A 19,890-nucleotide genomic window follows, 5' to 3' on the forward strand; every position below is an offset into this window, starting at 1 on the left:
AGACGACCGGGCAAACCCGGCATGATCGGACATATCCAGGGAGGAAACACCGATGAACATGAAACTGAAACTGACCACAGTCGCGCTAGGCGTTACGCTGGCCGCTGGCCCCGCAATGGCAGAGCTTGTCTTTCCATCGCTGAGCTACCGCACCGGCCCTTACGCCGCAAACGGCATTCCGTTCGCCGATGGTTACGCGGATTATTTCACGCTGTTGAATGAACGCGATGGCGGCATCGGTGGCGAACCGATCCGTATGATCGAATGCGAAACCGGCTATAATACCGAAAAAGGTGTGGAATGCTATGAAAGCACCAAGGGCGAAGGCGCGTTGGTCTATCAACCGCTGTCCACAGGCATCACCTATCAGCTGATCCCCAAAGCGACGGCTGACGGCATTCCTGTACACTCGATGGGCTATGGCCGGACCTCGGCCAAAGACGGTTCCGTGTTCAAGAACATCTTTAACTACCCTGCGAACTACTGGGATGGCGCATCGGTTGCGGTCAAGCACCTGCTGGACGTGAACGGTGGCAGCCTTGAAGGCAAAAAAATCGCGTTGGTTTACCACAACTCTGCCTACGGCAAAGAACCAATCCGCACGCTGGAAGAGCTAAGCAAAAAGCACGGTTTTGAACTGTCTTTGCTGCCCGTTGACCACCCAGGTCAGGAACAGAAATCGCAGTGGCTGCAAATCCGTCGCGAAAAGCCTGACAACGTCATCATGTACGGCTGGGGCGTTATGAACCAGGTTGCCATTCAGGAAGCGGCAAACATCCGTTACCCAATGGATCAGTTCATGGGCATCTGGTGGTCCGGTTCTGAAAACGACGTACGTCCTGCGGGCGAAAAGGCCAACGGCTACAAAGCGTTGACGTTCCACAATGTTGGTGATGACTTCCCCGTGTTTGCGGACATCCAGAAGTTTGTTGTCGACGCGGGCAAAGCTGCCGGTGCGGGCGACCAGATCGGTACAGCTTTGTACAACCGTGGTCTCTATGCTGCGATGTTGGCTGCCGAAGCTGCGAAGACAGCCCAAGGTATCCACAACACCAAGGCGCTGACACCTGCACAAATGCGTGACGGTATGGAAGCATTGGAAATCACCGAAGCGAAGATGGCCGGTTTGGGCCTGCCGAACTTTGGTCCCGAGTTCACTGTGTCCTGTGAAAACCACGGTGGTAACGGTCTTGTTGCCGTATCCCAGTGGGATGCCGCTGCCGACAGCTGGAGCTTGATCACAGGCTACGAGCAGTCTGACCAAGACGTGCTGACACCGCTGATCGCAGAAGACGCGGCTGCATTCGCAGCTGAATCCGGTATCACGCCGGGCTGCTAAGTTAAGCCTTTGACTTGGGATGCGGCGGCACAGTCGCCGCATCCCGACAACCGCCATCTATGAAAGAGACACCCATGCTGGACGCCACCCCAACGCCCGACGCGCAGGTCGAGACCCTTCTTGAGGTCAACAATATCGAAGTGATCTATAACTCGGTCATTCTGGTGCTCAAGGGCGTGAGCCTGAAGGTCCCCAAGGGCGGCATCACTGCCTTGCTCGGCGGCAATGGCGCGGGCAAAACGACGACGCTCAAGGCGATTTCGAACCTGTTGCATTCCGAACGGGGCGAGGTCACCAAAGGGTCGATCAAATACCGCAACGAACCAGTGCACAGTTCCGATCCCGCCGAGATGGTCAAGCGCGGTGTCGTGCAGGTCATGGAAGGCCGGCATTGTTTTGAACACCTGACCATCGAAGAAAACCTGCTGACCGGGGCCTATACCCGCAGCGACGGTAAGGCCGCAATCGCCCGCGACCTTGAGATGGTGTATGATTATTTCCCACGCCTGCGTGAACGCCGCAAATCGCAAGCCGGCTATACTTCGGGTGGCGAACAACAGATGTGCGCGATTGGCCGCGCGTTGATGTCACGCCCCGAAACGATCCTGCTGGACGAGCCGTCGATGGGCCTTGCCCCGCAGTTGGTTGAACAGATCTTCGAGATTGTGAAGTCGGTGAACGAAAACGAAGGCGTGACCTTCTTGTTGGCTGAACAGAACACCAACGTCGCCCTGCGTTTTGCGCATTACGGCTATATCCTGGAATCCGGCCGTGTGGTTATGGACGGCCCTGCCGCCGATCTGCGCGAAAATCAGGATGTTAAGGAATTCTATCTTGGCATGTCCGACGAGGGCCGCAAATCTTTTCGCGACGTGCGCAGTTACCGCCGCCGCAAGCGCTGGCTCAGCTAAAACGACCTTTGCCGCCGATCCTGAACTTCACATGAATTGCGAGTAAGCAACATGGCACAGACGTCCCACTTTGATGATCTCGAAACCCGCAGCGCAGCGGCACGCGCCGCCGATCTGGCGCAGGCATTGCCCGCCCAGATCGCCCGCGCCAAAGCACTGACCGGATATGCTGGATCATTGGACGGCGTCGATCCTGCAGCCATCACAAGCGCGGATGCGCTTGCTGCTTTGCCAGTGCTGCGCAAGTCCGAGATCGGCAAAGCACAGGCGGCGGCCGCCCCCTTTGGCGGCTTTACGACCAAGCCTGCACACGCCTTTACCCATGTGTTCCAATCGCCCGGCCCGATTTATGAGCCGTCCTCGAACGCGCCTGACTGGTGGCGTATGGGCCGGTTTTTGCATGCCGTTGGCATCGGTGCGGGTGACATTGTGCAAAACTGCTTTGGCTATCACCTGACGCCCGCCGGCATGATCTTTGAATCCGGTGCCCAAGCTGTCGGTGCCGCCGTGCTGCCCGCCGGGACCGGTCAGACCGAACTTCAGGTCATTGCCGCGCGCGATGTGGGCACAACCGCCTATGCTGGCACACCTGACTACCTCAAGATCATCCTCGAAAAAGCCGACGAGATGGGCGTGACCCTCGGGATCACCAAGGCCGCTGTTGGCGGCGGCGCACTGTTCCCGTCCCTGCGTGACTATTACACCGGCCGTGGCATCACTTGCTTGCAAAGCTACGCGACTGCCGATCTGGGCAACATCGCTTATGAAACGACAGCGATGGACGGCATGATCGTCGATGAAAGCGTCATCGTTGAAATCGTTACGCCCGGCACTGGCAACCCGGTCCCCGCTGGCGAAGTTGGCGAAGTCGTGGTGACCACGCTCAACCCCGACTACCCGCTGATCCGCTTTGCCACGGGTGACCTAAGCGCCATCCTGCCGGGCACATCGACTTGCGGCCGCACCAATATGCGCATCAAAGGCTGGATGGGCCGCGCCGATCAAACCACCAAGATCAAAGGCATGTTTGTGCGCCCCGAACAGGTCGCCGCCCTTGTCGCCCACCACCCCGAGATCACCAAGGCCCGCGTTGTCGCCAGCCGCGCCGGTGAACAAGACGTGATGACCGTGCATATCGAATCCAGCGGTGGCGATGCTGATGCCTACGCGCAAACCGTGGTCAACGTGCTCAAGCTCAAAGGCAAGATCGTGATCAGCGCCCCCGACACCCTGCCAAAAGACGGCCTCGTGATCGAAGACCAACGCAGCTACGACTAACCCCGCCCCGCTTCTCTGGCTCTTAAATATCCGGCCTTATGTATCAAGCGCACCAAGCGGGGTGTGAAGAGTGATTAAGGTTTTATGTCTTTTATGTTTTGCTTTCTTCCCTGTCTTTACTCAGGCCGGAATAGGCGACGGTGAGTGTTGTTATCGGCCCCATATTAGGTTCGAGAACTTCAAAATCTCTAAGCGGGTGCAAAATATGCCGTTCACTGCTGGGTGGCTTGATAGTGTCATCCCAACTTATTCGGCAGTCAAAATCTACCCCACTATCTTTTGTGCTGTAGATGCGTTGAGAATAGATTTCATAGTCATCTACAATGTCGGACCAAGAAAGGGCGCTCAAGCCACGACTTGTCTGCCCGGCCTCCACAACGCCAATAAAAATGTTTACCTGTACACGAATAAATTGAAATTGCGGGATTCCACCTTTGTCGTTCATGGGAAGCACAAATTTAAGAGCGCCATGTATTTTCCCCGCACGCACTGGCCGCTGACCAATGTTTTTGACTGTCGCGTATATAAAAACGTCAGATCGCCGCGCCTGAACTTCGACTTTCTCAAAAATAAGGTAGCCAGCCCCTTGATCCCGCATTATTTGGTTAGCTGCCAGTGCTGCTTTGGATGCATTGATTGCGGCCTTGTTGGTGTTGTTGGCAGACCTAAGCGTAAATACGAGAACAATAGTGGCAGCGATGGTGAATGCAGCCATGATCCATTGTGCGAGCGTATCGCTAGGGCTAATAAACGTCCCGATCAGCCCATCCCAATAAGTTCCTATCTGGCTGTAATCGGAATCGTTTTGAGCATAGGCGGCTTGATTGGATTGGCGTTGGGCGCGATAATCAAGCCAAAGGAATAGGTTTAGCGCAACACCGCCACCAACAACTAAACCAAGTGCAAATGCTCCGTTTCGATAACCCTTAGACATTGCAACATAAACGCCGCTGAAAACTTCCCACGGGATAGCTTGTTGGCGACATTCACCTCTTTCTCGTTGATTCCAATAGCGTCCAGCTTTTCAACAAGTTGGGCGTAAGTCACCCCCTTTCGTTTCAACTCTGGCTTGAGCAGGTTTGCGGCCTGCCTTTCCCATCCGCTATAATTTGGCATGTCGCCTCCAAGACACACCCCGCAGTCTAGCAATACCTCGGTCAGCTTGCCTTGCTCTGTCCCGCTTCTCTGGCTCTTAAATATCCTCGCCGAAGGCGGCACCACGCCGCACCGTGCGGCACGATAATTTTGCGCACCCCGCTGGTATTCTCGACTAAAATAGTCGAAACCGAATTAATGACCATGCGCCAGAAAACCCCTGCTGAATTTGCCATCAAGGCCCCCCGTGACGGGTTGCGGGGGCTTGCGACGGTTGCGGTCATGATTGCAGCCGCCTGCGCCCTGCCGATGCTCGCTGTGGTGTTGGCCGCCCTTGTGGGGGGCACGGACACGGTTCGGCATTTGGTTGATACGGTTCTGCTGGGCTATGCGGGGACCACGCTTCTTTTGGTGGTCTTTGTTGCTTTGGGCACGTTTTCCGTGGGGGTCGGGGCCGCATGGCTCGTCACCATGACGCGCTTTGCCGGGGTCAAAATCCTCGAAATCGCGCTGGTACTGCCGTTGGCCTTTCCGGCCTATGTGCTGGCTTATGCCTACACCCATGTCTTGGATCATCCGGGCATTGTGCAAACGACGCTGCGCGATGTGACGGGGTGGGGCCCGCGCGACTATTGGTTCCCCGAGATCAGATCACTGGGCGGCGCTGCCCTGATGCTGATCTTGGTGCTTTATCCTTATGTGTATCTGCTGGCCCGTGCCGCATTCTTGCAGCAATCGGCCACGACATTTCTGGCGGCCCGCGCCTTGGGCAGCAGTGCCTGGGCCGCGTTCTACAAGGTCAGCCTGCCATTGGCGCGCCCGGCTATCGCGGGCGGTGTGCTACTGACCGTGATGGAGACGATCGCGGATTTTGGCACTGTCGCCTATTTCGGCGTCCAGACCTTTGCGACGGGTATCTACACCAGCTGGTTCAGCCTGTTTGACAGGGCGGGTGCAGCGCAGCTCGCGCTGTGCTTGCTCAGCTTTGCGTTGTTGCTTGCGATGCTTGAGAGGGTTCAGCGCGGTAAGGCGAAATATCACGACCCCTCGCGCCGCGCTGTAGCGATGCCGCCGGTGCAATTGACCGGATGGCGTGCGGCGGTGGCATTTATTGCTTGCGGTGTGCCGGTGCTTTTGGGCGCGGTGCTGCCAGTTGTGATCTTGGTTTTCATGGGGCTAGGGTCCGAGCAGGATCTGCTCAGCCCCCGCTACCTTGGCTTTATACGGAACTCGGCGACATTGGCGGGCGTTGCGGCGGTCGTCACTGTCACGGCGGCGGTCTGCGTCGGGTTTTTCCAGCGGCTGCGCCCGGGTGGCGTTTCCAACGCGGCGGCCTATGTGGCGCGGTTGGGCTATGCGGTCCCCGGTGGTGTTATCGCAGTGGGCTTGCTGGTGCCGTTTGCGGCTTTTGACAACATGTTGGATGCATGGATGCGCAGCACCTTTGGCATCTCGACGGGGCTGTTGGTAACTGGGTCGATCTGGCTGCTGGTCGCGGCCTATATGGTGCGCTTTCTGGCGGCGGCCTTGGGTGCTTACGAGGGTGGGCAGGCGATGGTGCATGCCAACATGGATTCGGCGGCACGGTCTTTGGGCGAAACGCCGATTGGCACCTTGCGCCGGGTGCATCTGCCGATCCTGACGCCCAGCCTGCTGACCGCGCTGTTGATCGTCTTTGTCGATGTGATGAAGGAGCTGCCCGCAACGCTGATTATGCGGCCGTTCAACTATGACACGCTTGCGGTGCAGGCGTACCGTCTGGCCAGTGACGAACGCCTAGAAGGTGCTGCCGTGCCATCTTTGGTGATTGTTGCGATGGGGTTGCTACCGGTGATCCTGATCTGTCGGCAGGTCGGGCGCCAGCGCTAAGGCGCTAGAAACATCTGATGGTTTCCCCGCCGACAGTCGGGGCTGGACAGTAAAAAACCGCGCCGAAGATGCTTCGACGCGGTCTCTTGTTCGTTTTGCGTGGGGGTTAGGATTTATTCCCAGCCAACCGCGTCAAAGATCTTTTGTGCTGTCGGGATGTTCTCTGCCACTTCTGACAGGTTCACCTCGTCTGCTTTGAACTCGCCCAGTTTGGCGACTGATTCAGCCAGCTCCACACCTTTGACCGCTGGGAATTCGTCATTCCCGGCCGAGAAATACGCCTGAGCACTGTCGGACGACAGGTATTCAAGGAACTTCACCGCGTTGTCACGGTTTGGCGCGTTGACGGCAACACCTGCGCCGGACAGGTTCATATGCGCGCCTGTGCCGTCTTGATCTGGAAAGACCCAACCGATTTTATCGATTTCAGCGCTGACACCCGAAACATCGGTGCGCAAGGCACGTGCAAAATAGTAGGTGTTGGACACAGCGATTTCGCATTCGCCCGATACAATCCCACGCAGCTGGTCGGTGTCACCACCCTGAGGTGCGCGTGCCATGTTGTCGACAACGCCCTGTGCCCATGCGGTTGCTTCTTCTTCGCCGTGGTGGGTGACAATCGCGGCCAGCAAGGTCTGGTTGTACGAGTTCGAGGAAGACCGGATACAGACCTTGCCCTTGTAGGCTGGATCGGCCAGCTCGAGATAGGTCATGGGAGGCGTATCAACAGAGTCTTTGGCATAGAAGATGATCCGCGAGCGTTGCGAAAACCCGAACCATTGGTTGTCGTGGTCTTGCAGGTTGGCAGGGATGCGATCCTCAAGAATGTCGCTGTCTACGGATTGCAGCAGACCCATGTTTTTGGCGCGGGCCAGACGGCTTGTATCGACCGTTATCATGACGTCAGCGGGGGAATTCGCGCCCTCGGCTTGCATACGGGCCAGCAATTCGTCGGCTTTGCCTTCGATCCGGTTGATGGTGATGCCAGTCTGATCGGTAAAGTCGGAATACAGCTTTTCATCAGTATCGTAGTGACGCGAAGAATACAGGTTCAACTGTCCCTCGGCAAAAGCGGGCATGGCGACTGAGGCTAAAAGCACGGCAGCAAAAGCGGGTTTTGTCAGGGTCATGTGTATATCCATCTGTTTTAGTAAATTTACAGATTCAGTAAGAAACAGATTTGGGGCCGGCAAGCAAGGAATTCTTGACTAAAAGACTAAGGGAGCGTTTTGCCGCCGAGACAGCAGCAAAACGCGTGATACTTACGTGTCAGACCCGATTTTGTCTTGGGTTTTTGTGTCGAAATCGCTGGCGTCATGACGCTCGTGCAGCTGCGTTTCAGGCTCGCCAAAGGCGCGGTTCACCATGCGGCCACGTGTGACTGCAGGGCGTGCATCGATCTTTTCGGCCCACTTCATGACGTTCTTATACGATGCCACATCAAGGAACTCGGCGGCCTCGTACAGACGTCCCAAAACAAGCTGGCCATACCATGCCCAGATCGCCATATCGGCAATGGAATATTCACCCGCCATGTATTCGTTGTCGGCAAGGTGGCGGTCAAGAACGTCCAGCTGACGTTTGGTTTCCATCGCGAAACGGTCGATGCAGTATTTGATTTTGACCGGCGCATAGGCGTAGAAATGGCCGAAACCGCCGCCAAGATATGGCGCGCTGCCCATTTGCCAGAACAACCAAGACATACATTCAGTGCGCTGGCTTGGGTCTGTGGGCAGGAACGCCCCGAACTTTTCTGCCAGATGCAGCATCATGGATGCGGATTCGAAAATCCGCTGCGGTTTGTCACCGGAACGATCCATCATCGCAGGGATTTTTGAGTTCGGGTTCACATCGACAAAGCCCGACCCGAACTGGTCGCCCTCGCCAATGTTGATCAACCACGCATCATATTCCGCACCCTCGTGACCTGCGGCCAGCAGCTCTTCCAGCAGGACAGTAACCTTGACGCCGTTAGGCGTGGCCAGCGAATACAGCTGGATCGGATGCTTGCCTACCGGCAGCTCTTTCTCCGAGGTCGACCCTGCTACGGGGCGGTTGATATTGGCGAATCTCCCCCCGTTTCCGGGCTCCCATTTCCAGACGGCGGGGGGGGTATAGTCGGGCAGATCAGTCATGGAGATCCCTCTTGGTTTTGTCATTATGTCTGGTGAGAACCTAGGGCGTGTGGGGGGGAGCGCAAGAGGGAGATAACGCAGGGGGATGTCCGCTTTGCATTGGTGGTGCAACTCTTTGTGAAATGCAGGCCGGCCTACTTCAACGCGCTGAACCGTTCGGTCAAATCAGACATCGCACTAAAATATGGCCCCGGACCAAAGCTCGCGCGGGCAACACCGGCACTGGCAACTTCCTTGATCGATGCCAATTCGCCCATCATCATGACATTCACAGGAAGACTTATCTGGCCAACGATCTGTTCGATCAGGGCAAGATCGGTCAGCCTCGGAACGAAATAGCCATCGGCACCCGCCTCGGCATAAGCCGCAGCGCGATCGATGGCCTCGGCAACTTGTGCGGGATGGGCTGCCGGATCGGTGCCAAGGAATAGATCGGTTCGTGCGTTGATGAACAACGGCACGCCTTCGCTTTCAGCGGCCTGACGCATGGCTTTGATCCGCGCGACCTGCGTCGAAATCGAATACAGGCCGTCACCTTGCACGACCTGATCCTCAAAGTTGACGCCAATGGCACCCGCGCTGATGACCTTTCTCGTGTTCTCGGCAACTTGTTCCGGGTCAGCCGAATAGCCGCCCTCAAAATCTACCGTCAGCGGAAGGTCGGTTGCTTGCGCGATGCGCTCTACGATCTGCAACACAAATGCCAATGGAATAGCCTCACCGTCGTCATAACCGTGCGCCGCAGCCACGGACCAGCTTCCTGTCGCGACTGCCGCCGCTCCGGCTTTGGACAGCGTATTGGCCCCGCCAGCATCCCAGATATTATATAAAACGAGAGGGGTGCCTTTCACATGCAACGACTTGAAGTGATCGGCTTTTTCGGCCTGGTTCATGACATGGTGCTTTCATTGGCTTGTTGTTTGTAATGCCTCTCGATTTCGAGAAGCTTTTGCTTGCGCCACAACCCGCCGCCATAGCCAGTTAAGGCACCATCTGCCCCGATGACGCGGTGGCAAGGCACGACAAGCGCGATCTGGTTTGCGCCGTTCGCGCGGGCAACTGCGCGTGTTGCCGTCGGTCTGCCGATGCGGGCGGCGATCTGGGAATAGCTGAACGTGACGCCCGGCGGGATTTGTCGTAACTCATCCCAGACACGCCGCGCGAAGGGCGCACCATGATAGGCAAGTGGCGTGGTAAACTTGGGGGATGTTCCGTCGAAAAACGCAGCCAGCTCAACTTTGATCAGCGCGCCAATTGCGGTTTTCCCGATGCCGATCCGCCCTTTTGTCAGTTTATCAAGTTTGCTCAGCTCGGCCTTTAACGCCTTGCGATCCACAAACTCCAGCAAATGCAATTGTGATTCATCGCTGACCGAAATCATGTCCCCCAAGGGTGTCGCGATCCAATCAGCGTAAAGCATAGGATTGCTATCGAGGGTGCCGGGCGCACGCCCCAAAAGCTGGGCGAATGCCGCGCGAAACGCACTGGCCGATTCAAAGCGCGCATCAATCTGCGCATCGATCACCTTGCCCCCGTCCGAGATGGTTTCAAACCCGCCGCGCAGCCGCCGTTGCCGTGCCATTTCAAGAAACGTCATCCCAAACTGTCGCTTGAAACTGCGCCGGATGGTGGACAGATCAAAGCCCAAGCGGGCAATGTCGCCCTCTGACCACCGATACTCCGGCCGGGCCTCAAGCGCCGCAAGTAACGCGCCTATTGCCGGATCAGCAGATGCCATCGGCTCAAGAGGATGGCACCGTTTGCAAGCACGGAACCCCGCTTCGATGCACGCACCAACAGATGCATAGAATGTGCAATTCTCTGATTTCGGCTTTCGCGCCGGACAGGTAAGGCGACAAAATACGCCGGTTGTCGCCACGCCAACATAGGCCTGGCCGTCATAGTCGGCATCGCGCGCCAAAAGCGCTTGGTAAAGTGTAGCGTGATCTGGGAGGTCAAATAACATGTGAGCGTTATAGCCACCGCCAGATTCTATTGCCGCCTGAAATCGGGCGTATATTCCATATTTTTGCGAAATCGTTATGCGCTGTTGGCGGACGGGTCCCGGTTGGCCGCGACTGGAAACTTATCCCAACACGGCTGGCATCCATCCCCCCCCAAGCAAAAAAAGCCGCCCCCGAAGGAGCGGCCTTTTGTAATTGTCTGCGAGCAGTTCTTAACCCTGACGGGCTTTGAACCGGCGCTGCGTTTTGTTGATTACGTAAACGCGGCCTTTGCGACGCACAACGCGGCAGTCACGGTGCCGGTTCTTGAGCGAGCGGAGCGAATTGCGAACCTTCATGGTCGTTCTCCTGTGTCGTGGCGCGGGCCAGCGCCGGGTTGCGGGCAGCCCCGCGATGCGAGGCCAATGAATTAGGTGGTGGGCGATACTGGGATCGAACCAGTGACCCCTTCGATGTCAACGAAGTGCTCTACCGCTGAGCTAATCACCCCCTATGTAACACGAAAACCAGCACCCCAAACAAAAACGGGGCGCGAAATTTACGCGCCGGTAGCGGGGTCTATAAATAGAGTCGCAGGTATGATCAAGGGGTTTTGGCTTTGTAAAAACATGCGTTAGTATGGTTTTTGAAAGGTGCCCCCATGCCACACCCCTCGTACGACGTCATTCACCCCGATCGGAACCTGTCTTGTGTGGTGTTCGCGTCCCCTCATTCGGGGCGTAATTACAGCGCTTCTTTCCTGAATTCCACTGTTTTGGACGATCATACGATCCGCTCGTCCGAGGATGCGTTCGTTGATGTGTTGTTTAATGCGGCCCCGCATTATGGTGCGCCGCTTTTGATGGCTGGTGCACCGCGCGCCTATATCGATTTGAACCGCGCCCGTGAAGAACTGGACCCCGCGTTGATCGAGGGGGTGCGCCGGCAGGGGCATAATCCGCGTGTGGCATCCGGCCTTGGGGTGATTCCGCGCGTCGTGGCGAATGGCCGCGCGATTTATCGGGGTAAAATCACGCTGGAAGAGGCTGAAATGCGCATTGATACCTGTTGGCGGCCCTATCATGCCATGTTGCAGGGCTTACTGGATGCCGCGCATCGGCGTCATGGGCAGGCCGTGCTGGTCGATTGCCATTCCATGCCCCATGAGGCGGTAGAGGGCGTTGCACGGCAAGGTATGAAACGGCCCGACGTTGTGTTGGGGGACCGTTTCGGGGCAGCGGCCAGCGGTGATGTGGTTGACCGGATCGAGGCGGCGTTTACCAGCGCGGGGTTTAATGTAACGCGCAACACGCCTTTCGCCGGGGCCTATATTACCCAAGCTTACGGGCGGCCATTGCGCGGCCAGCATGCCGTTCAGATCGAATTGGACCGGTCGCTATACATGAACGAAGCCTTGGTGCAGCCGAATGATAATTTTGAGGACGTGCAAAAGGCGCTGCAAGCTGTTGTCGCTGAAATTGCGTTGATCGGGCAGGGGCGTGTCCCCTTGGCGGCAGAGTAATCAGCGCAGCGCGCGGCCTTTGACGATGGCCTTGTCGCCGAACCGATTGCGAATCGCGTCGGTGGCCCGTTCGGCTTTGCCGCGCCGCCCGGCATCGGGGTCCAGCAGATCACCAGACAGATCCGCGCCACCCGCATCGCTTAAGTCCGATATGCCGCAGCCCAGTAGGCGATAGGGGCCAGCATCATTCAGTTGGTCAAACAGCCCGCGTGCGGTGCGGTAAATGCGGTCGGCCAATTGGGTCGGATCATACAGCGACACGCGCCGCGTGATCAGTGAAAAATCCGCGCGTTTAAGCTTGAGAACAACAACACGGCCCGCCAGATTTTTTGCCTTGGCTCTGTCGGCGACTTTTTGTGCCATGCGCCACAGGTGCCCGTCCAGCAATTCGGGGTCTGATGTGTCGTCGTTAAAGGTGGTTTCGTTGCTGATCGATTTCATCGGCTCATGGGATGAAACGCGGCGTTTGTCTTGCCCGCGCGCAAGATGCCACAGGCGGTCGCCCATGCTGCCAAACCGCGCGATCAGGTCGGTCTGTTCCCACCTCAGCAGGTCGGAAAAGGTCTGAATGCCGGCCTTGTTCAGCGATGCCAGCGTTGCGGCACCTACGCCCCAGATCATGCTCACGGGTTTGTCGTGCAAAAACGCCATCGTCTCGTCTTGGCCGATGATCGAAAAGCCATGCGGTTTATCCAGATCAGACGCGACTTTGGCGAGGAACTTGTTATGGGATAGCCCGATTGACCCTGTCAGGCCCAGTTCGGTTTTCATACGCCGGACCAGCTTTGCCAGCATAACGGCAGGCGGTGCGCCGTGCAGTTTCGTCGTGCCGGTCATATCCAGAAACGCCTCGTCCAGCGACAGCGGCTCGATGGCGGGGGTCAGTTCCTCCATCATTGCGCGAATGGCGCGCGACGCTTCGACATAGGCGTCCATGCGCGGCTTGATGATCACGGCCTCTGGGCAAAGTTTGAGTGCCTGAAACATAGGCATTGCCGACCTAACACCCTTGATTCGCGCGATATAACAGGCGGTCGAGACCACGCCGCGCCGTCCGCCACCGATGATAACGGGTTTGCCATTCAACGCAGGGTTGTCGCGCTTTTCGACGGACGCATAAAAGGCATCGCAATCCATATGGGCGATGGACAGGTCGAAAAGTTCGGGATGGGACATCACACGGGGGCTGCCGCAAACCGAACATCGGCGCGCGGGTGATATCTGGGTCAGGCAATCGCGGCAAAGTGCGGGCATAAGGGATATATGGGCCTACGGATGATGCTGGCAAGATACCGCAGGCTGCCCGGTTTGAACATGGCGTTCCACGGGCAGTAATCACCTAATACTTAAGTATATGGTCGATTGGGGTATGGAATGGCGGTGCTGTTACATGGGGCAAGGGCGGCATGTCGTGGTCCGGCCAGCCACTCATTACGCGACACAGCTGTATCCCGCACATGACGAGGCGTCACTGACAAGGTGGCGGAAAGCTGCATGAGGAGGGGGAGGAAAAAAGAGCCCCCCGCAACCAGCGGGGGGAGGTGACGAACATCAGGAAGAACCAGTTCGTCGGGGAGTATCACCAAAGTAAGGTTGCCATAGCATTCCCGGGATACAAAGGTTGAATTCCCGTATTACGACAGTAAAAGTCGGTCTGTTACCCATTAAGCACAGTCAAGGGTTAATGGTGGCGGGATTAAGGCAATTCGGCCAATACAGCGCGTGCGGCAGCGCTTGGATCGGCGGCTTGCCAGATCGGTCTGCCCACCACGATATGGTCTGCGCCGTCTTTGATGGCCTGATGCGGGGTTGCGACACGTTTTTGATCGCCCAAGGCCGCGCCTTGGGGGCGCACACCGGGTGTGACAATCAGCTTTCCCTCGGACTGGGGCAGCGCACGGATCAGCGCGGCTTCTTGAGGGGAGGCGATGACGCCATCTGCACCCGCCTCAAGCGCGCGGCCCGCGCGGGTTGCGACCAAATCGGGAATGTCGCCTTGCTGGATCAATGCGGCATCAAGGTCAGCGCGATCCAGCGATGTCAAAATCGTCACGGCAAGGATTTTGGTCCGCGATCCTGCGGCCCCTTCCATCGCGGCGCGCACAACATGAGGGTCGCCGTGGACGGTCAGGAAATCCAGATCGAACTGGGCCAGACCGCGCACAGCGGCTTCGACCGTCGCCCCGATGTCGAACAGCTTCATATCAAGAAAGACGCGTTTGCCATGTTCCTGGATCAGCTCGTTGGCAAGGCCAAGGCCACCTGTGGTCAGCATCCCCAGTCCGATCTTGTAAAACCCGACGCTGTCGCCAAGCTTTTGCGCAAGTTCCAACCCCGCGACGGCGTGAGGAACATCAAGGGCAACGATAAGGCGATCATCTGACATGGGGGCACTCCGGTTTTTGGGGCAGGGGCAAACGGTTGTGCTTTACGGTGTCAGGCTGCCCATGTCCATTATAATGAAAAGATAATGAAAAGCTGGCAAATACGGTAGGCGTTTCCCGGGGGGGGTATGGCAATGCGTGGGCGATACGGGCGCAAGCTGGCCCGCCGACCCAAGCTTTAGGCCGCGCGCAGACCGGATAGGCTGGCAATATGCGCAAGCCATGTTTTCGGATCGAACCGCTGGCGTCCGCCCCGCAGCGCAGCCGATTGAAACTGCAATTCACTGAACATACCGCCGTGGTTGGCGTGACGTCGCTCTGCTTGTTTGCGCAGTCCGGTCGCGGCATCGGCGAAGGATGTCGAAATCGGTGCGTTGATCGAACAGGCGTATTTGCGTGAACCGTCACTGTCATGGACGGTTACCAACGCTTCAAAGCATTGCTCGGCCGCGTTATAGATTACATCGGTCATTTGAACTGGGCGGGTCTGCATGTCTCGTACCTTTTTTGAGTCCAACATCGGTCATCAGTGCGATGGGATGGTCTGTTGTCGTCTGCTATAAAAACGATTCTGAGACGAAAGAGTTCCCATTGCCCAAATCGCATCGGCGGAATGGCGCGCGTTCGAATTAATGACTAAAAACCGCGTATTGTGCTGCTCCCCTCTTGAAACAACCGGCGCGGGATACTTGATTTAGGTCAAGGCCCACAAACTGGCGTGCTGCTATTCAGGCGTCAAACCAAACGGGCGCTTAACTGAAAAGGAGAGAACCATGGACTTAAGCAAGTTCACGGAGAGATCGCGTGGCTTTATTCAGGCAGCGCAGACAATCGCAACCAGAGAAAGCCACCAACGGCTGATGCCAGAGCATCTGCTGAAAGCGTTGATGGATGACGATCAAGGGCTGGCAAGCAATCTGATCACCGCATCTGGCGGTGATGCATCGGCAGTTCTCGAATCCGTCACCTTGTCGATGGGCAAGATGCCCAAGGTGTCAGGCGACGCGGCCCAAGTATATCTGGACAACACCACCGCCAAGATTTTGGCCGAGGCAGAAGATCTGGCGAAGAAGGCCGGTGACAGCTTTGTGCCTGTTGAACGCGTCTTGATGGCGCTGTGCATGGTGAAATCCGGTGCAAAGGATGCATTGGACAGTGGTAAGGTGACCGCCCAAGCGCTGAACACTGCCATTAATGATGTGCGCAAGGGGCGGACGGCAGACAGTGCCAGCGCCGAAGAAGGCTATGACGCGCTCAAGAAATACAGCCTTGATCTGACGGAACGTGCCCGCGAAGGCAAAATCGACCCTATCATTGGCCGGGACGAAGAAATTCGCCGCGCCATGCAGGTGCTCAGCCGTCGCACAAAGAACAACCCGGTTCTGATCGGTGAGCCCGGCGTGGGTAAAACCGCGATTGCCGAAGGCTTGGCCTTGCGGATTGTGGATGGCGATGTTCCCGAAAGCCTGCGCAACAAGCAATTGCTGGCGTTGGATATGGGCGCATTGATTGCCGGTGCCAAATACCGCGGTGAATTCGAGGAACGCCTGAAAGCCGTTCTGACCGAAGTAACTGAGGCCGCTGGCGAAGTGATCTTGTTCATCGACGAAATGCACACCCTTGTTGGTGCGGGCAAAGGCGAGGGCGCAATGGATGCGGCCAACCTGATCAAGCCGGCGCTTGCACGCGGGGAGCTTCATTGTATTGGTGCCACCACGCTTGATGAATATCGTAAGTATGTCGAAAAAGACGCCGCCCTTGCCCGCCGGTTCCAGCCGGTGATGGTAGAAGAGCCTACGGTCGAGGACACGATTTCGATCTTGCGGGGCATCAAAGAGAAGTACGAACTGCACCACGGCGTGCGGATCAGCGACTCGGCTTTGGTGGCTGCGGCAACGCTTTCGCATCGCTATATCACCGACCGTTTCTTGCCGGACAAGGCGATTGACTTGATGGACGAGGCGGCCAGCCGTTTGCGGATGCAGGTCGACAGCAAGCCCGAGGAACTGGACGCGCTGGACCGTCAGATCATGCAATTGCAGATCGAAGCCGAGGCGTTGAAGAAAGAAGACGACGCTGCAAGCAAGGACCGTCTTGAGAAGCTTGAGAAAGAGCTGGCTGATTTCCAGGAAAAAGCCGACGCGATGACCGCGCAATGGCAAGGTGAACGTGACCGTCTTGAAGGCGCGCGTGAGCTGAAGGAAAAGCTGGACCGCGCGCGGGCCGAACTGGATATCGCCAAGCGCGAAGGCAATCTGGCCAAGGCCGGTGAGCTGTCCTATGGCGTGATCCCGCAGTTGGAACGCCAACTTGGAGAGGCCGAGGAAAGCGAAACCGATGTGATGGTGGAAGAGGCCGTGCGCCCCGACCAGATCGCAAGCGTTGTTGAACGCTGGACAGGTATTCCTGCTGGCCGGATGCTGGAAGGCGAACGTGACAAGCTGCTGCGTATGGAAGATCAGTTGCACAACCGTGTGATCGGTCAGAACCAAGCGGTCAAAGCCGTCGCCAACGCGGTGCGCCGTGCGCGGGCCGGTCTGAACGACGAGGCGCGTCCTTTGGGCAGCTTCTTGTTCCTTGGACCAACAGGCGTGGGTAAAACCGAGCTGACCAAGGCCGTGGCCGAGTTCCTGTTCGACGACGAAAACGCGATGGTGCGGATCGACATGAGTGAATTCATGGAGAAACACGCCGTGTCCCGCCTGATCGGTGCCCCTCCGGGCTATGTTGGCTATGACGAAGGCGGTGTGCTGACCGAAGCCGTGCGGCGTAGACCCTATCAGGTTGTGCTGTTCGATGAGGTCGAAAAGGCCCACCCGGATGTGTTCAACGTGTTGTTGCAGGTTCTGGACGATGGTGTGCTGACCGATGGTCAGGGTCGCAAGGTCGATTTCAAGCAGACGCTGATCGTGTTGACCAGCAACCTTGGTGCCCAAGCGCTGAGCCAATTGCCCGAAGGCGGGGATATGGATCAGGCCAAACGCGATGTCATGGACGCAGTGCGCGGGCACTTCCGGCCCGAGTTCCTGAACCGTCTGGATGAAACGATTATCTTTGACAGGTTGGCGCGTGCCGACATGAACGGGATCGTCGATATCCAGATCAATCGTTTGCTCAAGCGTCTTGCAGGTCGCAAGATCGATCTTCAGCTGGACGATGGTGCCCGGCAGTGGCTCGCGGATGAAGGCTATGATCCGGTGTTCGGTGCGCGGCCGTTGAAGCGTGTGATCCAACGCGCGCTGCAAGATCCGCTGGCCGAGATGATCTTGGCCGGGGATGTGATGGACGGCGATCTGATCCCTGTGTCGGCAGGTGCCGATGGTCTGATCATCGGTGATCGGGTGGCGGCCAGCAACCGGCCAAAACCGGATGACGCGACCGTTCACTAAGCGACACTATATATACAGTAACGAAGGGCCGTAGCATTTGCTGCGGCCCTTTTGCGTTTTGGTGACAATAAGGTGTGATTGCTGAAATGTCGCCGCTTACCGTTTGGTCGATCCTGATCCGCGCACTATCTACTATATATATAGATGTAAGGAGCGCCCGAATGGCCAACCGCTGGATCAATACGCTGAAAGAAAAAGACGTGACCCCCGAGGGGCTGTTCATGAACAGACGGCAGATCATGGGCGGTGCGTTAGCGGGGATCGGTTTGGCTGGCATCAGCAGCAGCGCCAGCGCCGCACCCCAAGGGCTGGAGCCGAACACCTATGAAGAAATCACTTCCTACAATAACTATTACGAGTTCGGCACCGGCAAGGATGACCCGGCCAAATATGCAGATGCGCTGACCATTGATCCGTGGACAGTCGAAATTGACGGCATGGTCGACAAACCTGGTGCCTACGCGTTCGAAGACATCATGAAGGCGATGACCATCGAAGAACGGCTGTATAAATTCCGCTGTGTCGAGGCATGGTCGATGGTGATCCCCTGGAACGGGTTCGAACTGGCCGATCTGTTGAACATGGCAGGCATACAGTCCGGCGCGAAATATGTGGCGTTCGAAACTGCCTTGCGCCCAGACGAGATGCCCGGCGTCGCCTATCCCGTTCTGGACTGGCCCTATGTCGAAGGCTTGCGGCTGGACGAGGCGATGCACCCGCTGACGATTATGGCCACCGGCGTTTATGGCAAGGACATCCTGAAACAGAACGGCGCGCCGCTGCGTTTGGTGGTTCCGTGGAAATACGGCTATAAATCGATCAAGTCGGTGGTGCGGATCACGTTGACCGATACCCAACCCGCCACAAGCTGGAACAAGGCCAATGCCCGCGAATACGGTTTCTATAGTAATGTGAACCCCAAGGTGGATCACCCGCGGTGGTCGCAAGCGACCGAACGGGCAATTGGCGGGGGGCTGTTCTCGAAGCGTATCGAGACCGAGATGTTCAATGGCTACGAGGAAGAAGTGGCAGCGCTCTATGCTGGCATGGATCTGACCAAAGACATTTAAGGCAGGGCAGGCAGCGTGGCGCATATCGTGGACCAGATAAACGGCTTCGTCCGCAAGTTCCCGACATGGCCTGTCTATATAGTATGTAGTCTGCCGGTGCCGTGGCTGCTGTATCTGGCGCAGACCGGCGGCTTGGGCGTAGAGCCCATCAAGGCGCTCGAACACGAGTTGGGGCAAATCGCCCTTCAACTACTTATTGCTGGTTTGGCCATCACGCCGTTGCGCAGATACGCTGGCCTGAACCTGCTCAAGTTCCGGCGCTGCTTGGGCTTGCTGGCCTTTCTATATGTATCACTGCATCTGTTGGTTTGGCTGGCTCTTGATATCGGGATCCTCAGCCAGATCTGGGCAGACATTATCAAGCGTCCCTATATCACCGTCGGCATGGCTGGCTTTCTATGTCTGGTGCCGTTGGCTGTGACCTCGAACGCCTATTCGGTCCGCAAGCTGGGGCCAAAGTGGCGGACCCTTCACAAGCTGACCTATCTGGCTGTGATCTTGGGCGGGGTACACTTTGTCTGGCTGGTCAAAGGGTTTCAGTTCGAACCGTTGCTCTACATGGCTGTGATTCTGGGTTTGCTGGCGCTGCGACTGCCAAAACGCAGAAAACGGCAGCCCATCTGATTTGATTCTGCCCAGCTGGACCGATTCCAAGCCGATTCACCGGGTTTGAGGCCGAAATGTTGGCGCAAACGGGTACCCGGATCGTTCGAGTCGCAGCCTGTCCTGTGGATAACTCAAAAGGTTCCCGACAAGACCCGGCAACTTACCTTTGGTAAGAGCAATAATCGTACCCAAACACCCAAAGCCAGCGCATCATTTGCCAATCAACATGCTGATTTTAAGCAAAAATTCAGGAAATGAAGAAAAAGTGCAATAAACCGAAAAAAGGGGTTGCGGGTATTTGGAACAAACCTTAGAACCCCCCTTACCGGAGACGCAGACAAGCAGACAC

General features: G+C 57.0%; 18 protein-coding genes and 1 tRNA gene. 8 read left to right on the top strand and 11 right to left on the bottom strand.

Annotation, left to right across the window (positions count from 1 at the left end):
* The first annotated feature begins 58 nt into the window (after positions 1-58).
* From KZZ06_RS12445 to KZZ06_RS12455, 3 genes are all read left to right on the top strand, one after another.
* Positions 59-1,339, top strand: a complete 1,281-nt coding sequence (locus KZZ06_RS12445) for an ABC transporter substrate-binding protein (RefSeq protein ID WP_219580467.1) — start codon at positions 59-61, stop codon at positions 1,337-1,339.
* A 74-nt stretch (positions 1,340-1,413) separates the two neighbouring features.
* Complete coding sequence (locus KZZ06_RS12450) at positions 1,414-2,250, top strand: ABC transporter ATP-binding protein (protein WP_219580391.1); 837 nt, start codon at positions 1,414-1,416, stop codon at positions 2,248-2,250.
* A gap of 51 nt (positions 2,251-2,301) precedes the next feature.
* A complete protein-coding gene (locus tag KZZ06_RS12455; protein ID WP_219580393.1) occupies positions 2,302-3,528 on the top strand; it encodes a phenylacetate--CoA ligase family protein in 1,227 nt (408 codons plus the stop codon).
* A 91-nt stretch (positions 3,529-3,619) separates the two neighbouring features.
* Here the strand turns inward: KZZ06_RS12455 and KZZ06_RS12460 are convergent, their stop codons facing one another.
* Both KZZ06_RS12460 and KZZ06_RS12465 read right to left on the bottom strand, forming a co-directional pair.
* Positions 3,620-4,462: a hypothetical protein gene (locus KZZ06_RS12460; protein WP_219580395.1), complete on the bottom strand. Its 843-nt coding sequence runs from the start codon at positions 4,460-4,462 to the stop codon at positions 3,620-3,622.
* Positions 4,420-4,644: a DUF6471 domain-containing protein gene (locus KZZ06_RS12465; RefSeq protein ID WP_219580396.1), complete on the bottom strand. Its 225-nt coding sequence runs from the start codon at positions 4,642-4,644 to the stop codon at positions 4,420-4,422. Before KZZ06_RS12465 ends, KZZ06_RS12460 begins: the two co-directional genes overlap by 43 nt.
* A 177-nt stretch (positions 4,645-4,821) precedes the next feature.
* On the opposite strand from KZZ06_RS12465, the gene KZZ06_RS12470 reads away from it, so the two are divergent.
* Positions 4,822-6,492, top strand: coding sequence for an iron ABC transporter permease (locus KZZ06_RS12470; protein ID WP_219580398.1), 1,671 nt, complete (start codon positions 4,822-4,824; stop codon positions 6,490-6,492).
* A 113-nt stretch (positions 6,493-6,605) separates the two neighbouring features.
* Here the strand turns inward: KZZ06_RS12470 and KZZ06_RS12475 are convergent, their stop codons facing one another.
* The 6 genes from KZZ06_RS12475 to KZZ06_RS12500 all read right to left on the bottom strand — a co-directional run bounded on the left by KZZ06_RS12475 (position 6,606) and on the right by KZZ06_RS12500 (position 11,080).
* Entirely contained in the window at positions 6,606-7,622 is a 1,017-nt protein-coding gene (locus KZZ06_RS12475; RefSeq protein ID WP_219580400.1) for a Fe(3+) ABC transporter substrate-binding protein, read from the bottom strand.
* 132 nt (positions 7,623-7,754) lie between these two features.
* A complete protein-coding gene (yghU, locus tag KZZ06_RS12480) occupies positions 7,755-8,627 on the bottom strand; it encodes a glutathione-dependent disulfide-bond oxidoreductase (RefSeq protein WP_219580401.1) in 873 nt (290 codons plus the stop codon).
* Positions 8,628-8,761: 134 nt separating this feature from the next.
* Positions 8,762-9,520, bottom strand: a complete 759-nt coding sequence (locus KZZ06_RS12485) for an isocitrate lyase/phosphoenolpyruvate mutase family protein (RefSeq protein WP_219580403.1) — start codon at positions 9,518-9,520, stop codon at positions 8,762-8,764.
* A complete protein-coding gene (locus KZZ06_RS12490) occupies positions 9,517-10,593 on the bottom strand; it encodes a bifunctional transcriptional activator/DNA repair enzyme AdaA (protein ID WP_219580405.1) in 1,077 nt (358 codons plus the stop codon). Before KZZ06_RS12490 ends, KZZ06_RS12485 begins: the two co-directional genes overlap by 4 nt.
* 210 nt (positions 10,594-10,803) lie before the next feature.
* The gene (gene ykgO, locus KZZ06_RS12495; RefSeq protein ID WP_005850168.1) at positions 10,804-10,929 is read right to left on the bottom strand and encodes a type B 50S ribosomal protein L36; all 126 of its coding nucleotides are present in this window, start codon (positions 10,927-10,929) and stop codon (positions 10,804-10,806) included.
* A 76-nt stretch (positions 10,930-11,005) separates the two neighbouring features.
* Positions 11,006-11,080, bottom strand: a tRNA-Val gene (locus KZZ06_RS12500).
* A 151-nt stretch (positions 11,081-11,231) separates the two neighbouring features.
* On the opposite strand from KZZ06_RS12500, the gene KZZ06_RS12505 reads away from it, so the two are divergent.
* On the top strand, positions 11,232-12,092 hold the full coding sequence (locus KZZ06_RS12505) for an N-formylglutamate amidohydrolase (RefSeq protein ID WP_219580406.1): 861 nt from the start codon (positions 11,232-11,234) through the stop codon (positions 12,090-12,092).
* On the opposite strand, the gene KZZ06_RS12510 is transcribed toward KZZ06_RS12505, so the two are convergent.
* The 3 genes from KZZ06_RS12510 to KZZ06_RS12520 form a co-directional block, all read right to left on the bottom strand.
* The gene (locus tag KZZ06_RS12510) at positions 12,093-13,346 is read right to left on the bottom strand and encodes a DNA polymerase IV (RefSeq protein ID WP_219580408.1); all 1,254 of its coding nucleotides are present in this window, start codon (positions 13,344-13,346) and stop codon (positions 12,093-12,095) included.
* Positions 13,347-13,788: 442 nt separating this feature from the next.
* Positions 13,789-14,478 carry an orotidine-5'-phosphate decarboxylase gene (gene pyrF / locus KZZ06_RS12515; RefSeq protein ID WP_219580409.1) on the bottom strand — a complete coding sequence of 230 codons (690 nt, stop codon included), beginning with the start codon at positions 14,476-14,478 and terminating at the stop codon, positions 13,789-13,791.
* 176 nt (positions 14,479-14,654) lie between these two features.
* Positions 14,655-14,969, bottom strand: coding sequence for an orotidine 5-phosphate decarboxylase (locus KZZ06_RS12520; protein WP_219580411.1), 315 nt, complete (start codon positions 14,967-14,969; stop codon positions 14,655-14,657).
* Positions 14,970-15,249: 280 nt separating this feature from the next.
* Here KZZ06_RS12520 and clpB point away from each other — a divergent pair, with 280 nt between their 5' ends.
* The 3 genes from clpB to msrQ all read left to right on the top strand — a co-directional run bounded on the left by clpB (position 15,250) and on the right by msrQ (position 19,559).
* Positions 15,250-17,865 (top strand): ATP-dependent chaperone ClpB, encoded by a 2,616-nt coding sequence (gene clpB, locus KZZ06_RS12525; protein ID WP_219580413.1) that lies wholly within the window; start codon positions 15,250-15,252, stop codon positions 17,863-17,865.
* 161 nt (positions 17,866-18,026) lie between these two features.
* Positions 18,027-18,935: a protein-methionine-sulfoxide reductase catalytic subunit MsrP gene (gene msrP, locus KZZ06_RS12530; RefSeq protein ID WP_219580414.1), complete on the top strand. Its 909-nt coding sequence runs from the start codon at positions 18,027-18,029 to the stop codon at positions 18,933-18,935.
* A 24-nt stretch (positions 18,936-18,959) separates the two neighbouring features.
* On the top strand, positions 18,960-19,559 hold the full coding sequence (msrQ, locus tag KZZ06_RS12535) for a protein-methionine-sulfoxide reductase heme-binding subunit MsrQ (protein WP_219580468.1): 600 nt from the start codon (positions 18,960-18,962) through the stop codon (positions 19,557-19,559).
* The last annotated feature ends 331 nt before the right edge of the window (positions 19,560-19,890 follow it).

It is taken from the genome of Sulfitobacter sp. CW3 (assembly GCF_019392245.1).
Lineage (GTDB): Bacteria > Pseudomonadota > Alphaproteobacteria > Rhodobacterales > Rhodobacteraceae > Sulfitobacter.

Coding starts and splice junctions, on each gene's coding strand:
- KZZ06_RS12445 (WP_219580467.1), top strand. CDS start 59: ATGAAACTGAAACTGACCACAGTCGCGCTAGGCGTTACGCTGGCCGCT.
- KZZ06_RS12450 (WP_219580391.1), top strand. CDS start 1,414: ATGCTGGACGCCACCCCAACGCCCGACGCGCAGGTCGAGACCCTTCTT.
- KZZ06_RS12455 (WP_219580393.1), top strand. CDS start 2,302: ATGGCACAGACGTCCCACTTTGATGATCTCGAAACCCGCAGCGCAGCG.
- KZZ06_RS12460 (WP_219580395.1), bottom strand. CDS start 4,462: ATGTCTAAGGGTTATCGAAACGGAGCATTTGCACTTGGTTTAGTTGTT.
- KZZ06_RS12465 (WP_219580396.1), bottom strand. CDS start 4,644: ATGCCAAATTATAGCGGATGGGAAAGGCAGGCCGCAAACCTGCTCAAG.
- KZZ06_RS12470 (WP_219580398.1), top strand. CDS start 4,822: ATGACCATGCGCCAGAAAACCCCTGCTGAATTTGCCATCAAGGCCCCC.
- KZZ06_RS12475 (WP_219580400.1), bottom strand. CDS start 7,622: ATGACCCTGACAAAACCCGCTTTTGCTGCCGTGCTTTTAGCCTCAGTC.
- yghU (WP_219580401.1), bottom strand. CDS start 8,627: ATGACTGATCTGCCCGACTATACCCCCCCCGCCGTCTGGAAATGGGAG.
- KZZ06_RS12485 (WP_219580403.1), bottom strand. CDS start 9,520: ATGAACCAGGCCGAAAAAGCCGATCACTTCAAGTCGTTGCATGTGAAA.
- KZZ06_RS12490 (WP_219580405.1), bottom strand. CDS start 10,593: ATGTTATTTGACCTCCCAGATCACGCTACACTTTACCAAGCGCTTTTG.
- ykgO (WP_005850168.1), bottom strand. CDS start 10,929: ATGAAGGTTCGCAATTCGCTCCGCTCGCTCAAGAACCGGCACCGTGAC.
- KZZ06_RS12505 (WP_219580406.1), top strand. CDS start 11,232: ATGCCACACCCCTCGTACGACGTCATTCACCCCGATCGGAACCTGTCT.
- KZZ06_RS12510 (WP_219580408.1), bottom strand. CDS start 13,346: ATGCCCGCACTTTGCCGCGATTGCCTGACCCAGATATCACCCGCGCGC.
- pyrF (WP_219580409.1), bottom strand. CDS start 14,478: ATGTCAGATGATCGCCTTATCGTTGCCCTTGATGTTCCTCACGCCGTC.
- KZZ06_RS12520 (WP_219580411.1), bottom strand. CDS start 14,969: ATGCAGACCCGCCCAGTTCAAATGACCGATGTAATCTATAACGCGGCC.
- clpB (WP_219580413.1), top strand. CDS start 15,250: ATGGACTTAAGCAAGTTCACGGAGAGATCGCGTGGCTTTATTCAGGCA.
- msrP (WP_219580414.1), top strand. CDS start 18,027: ATGGCCAACCGCTGGATCAATACGCTGAAAGAAAAAGACGTGACCCCC.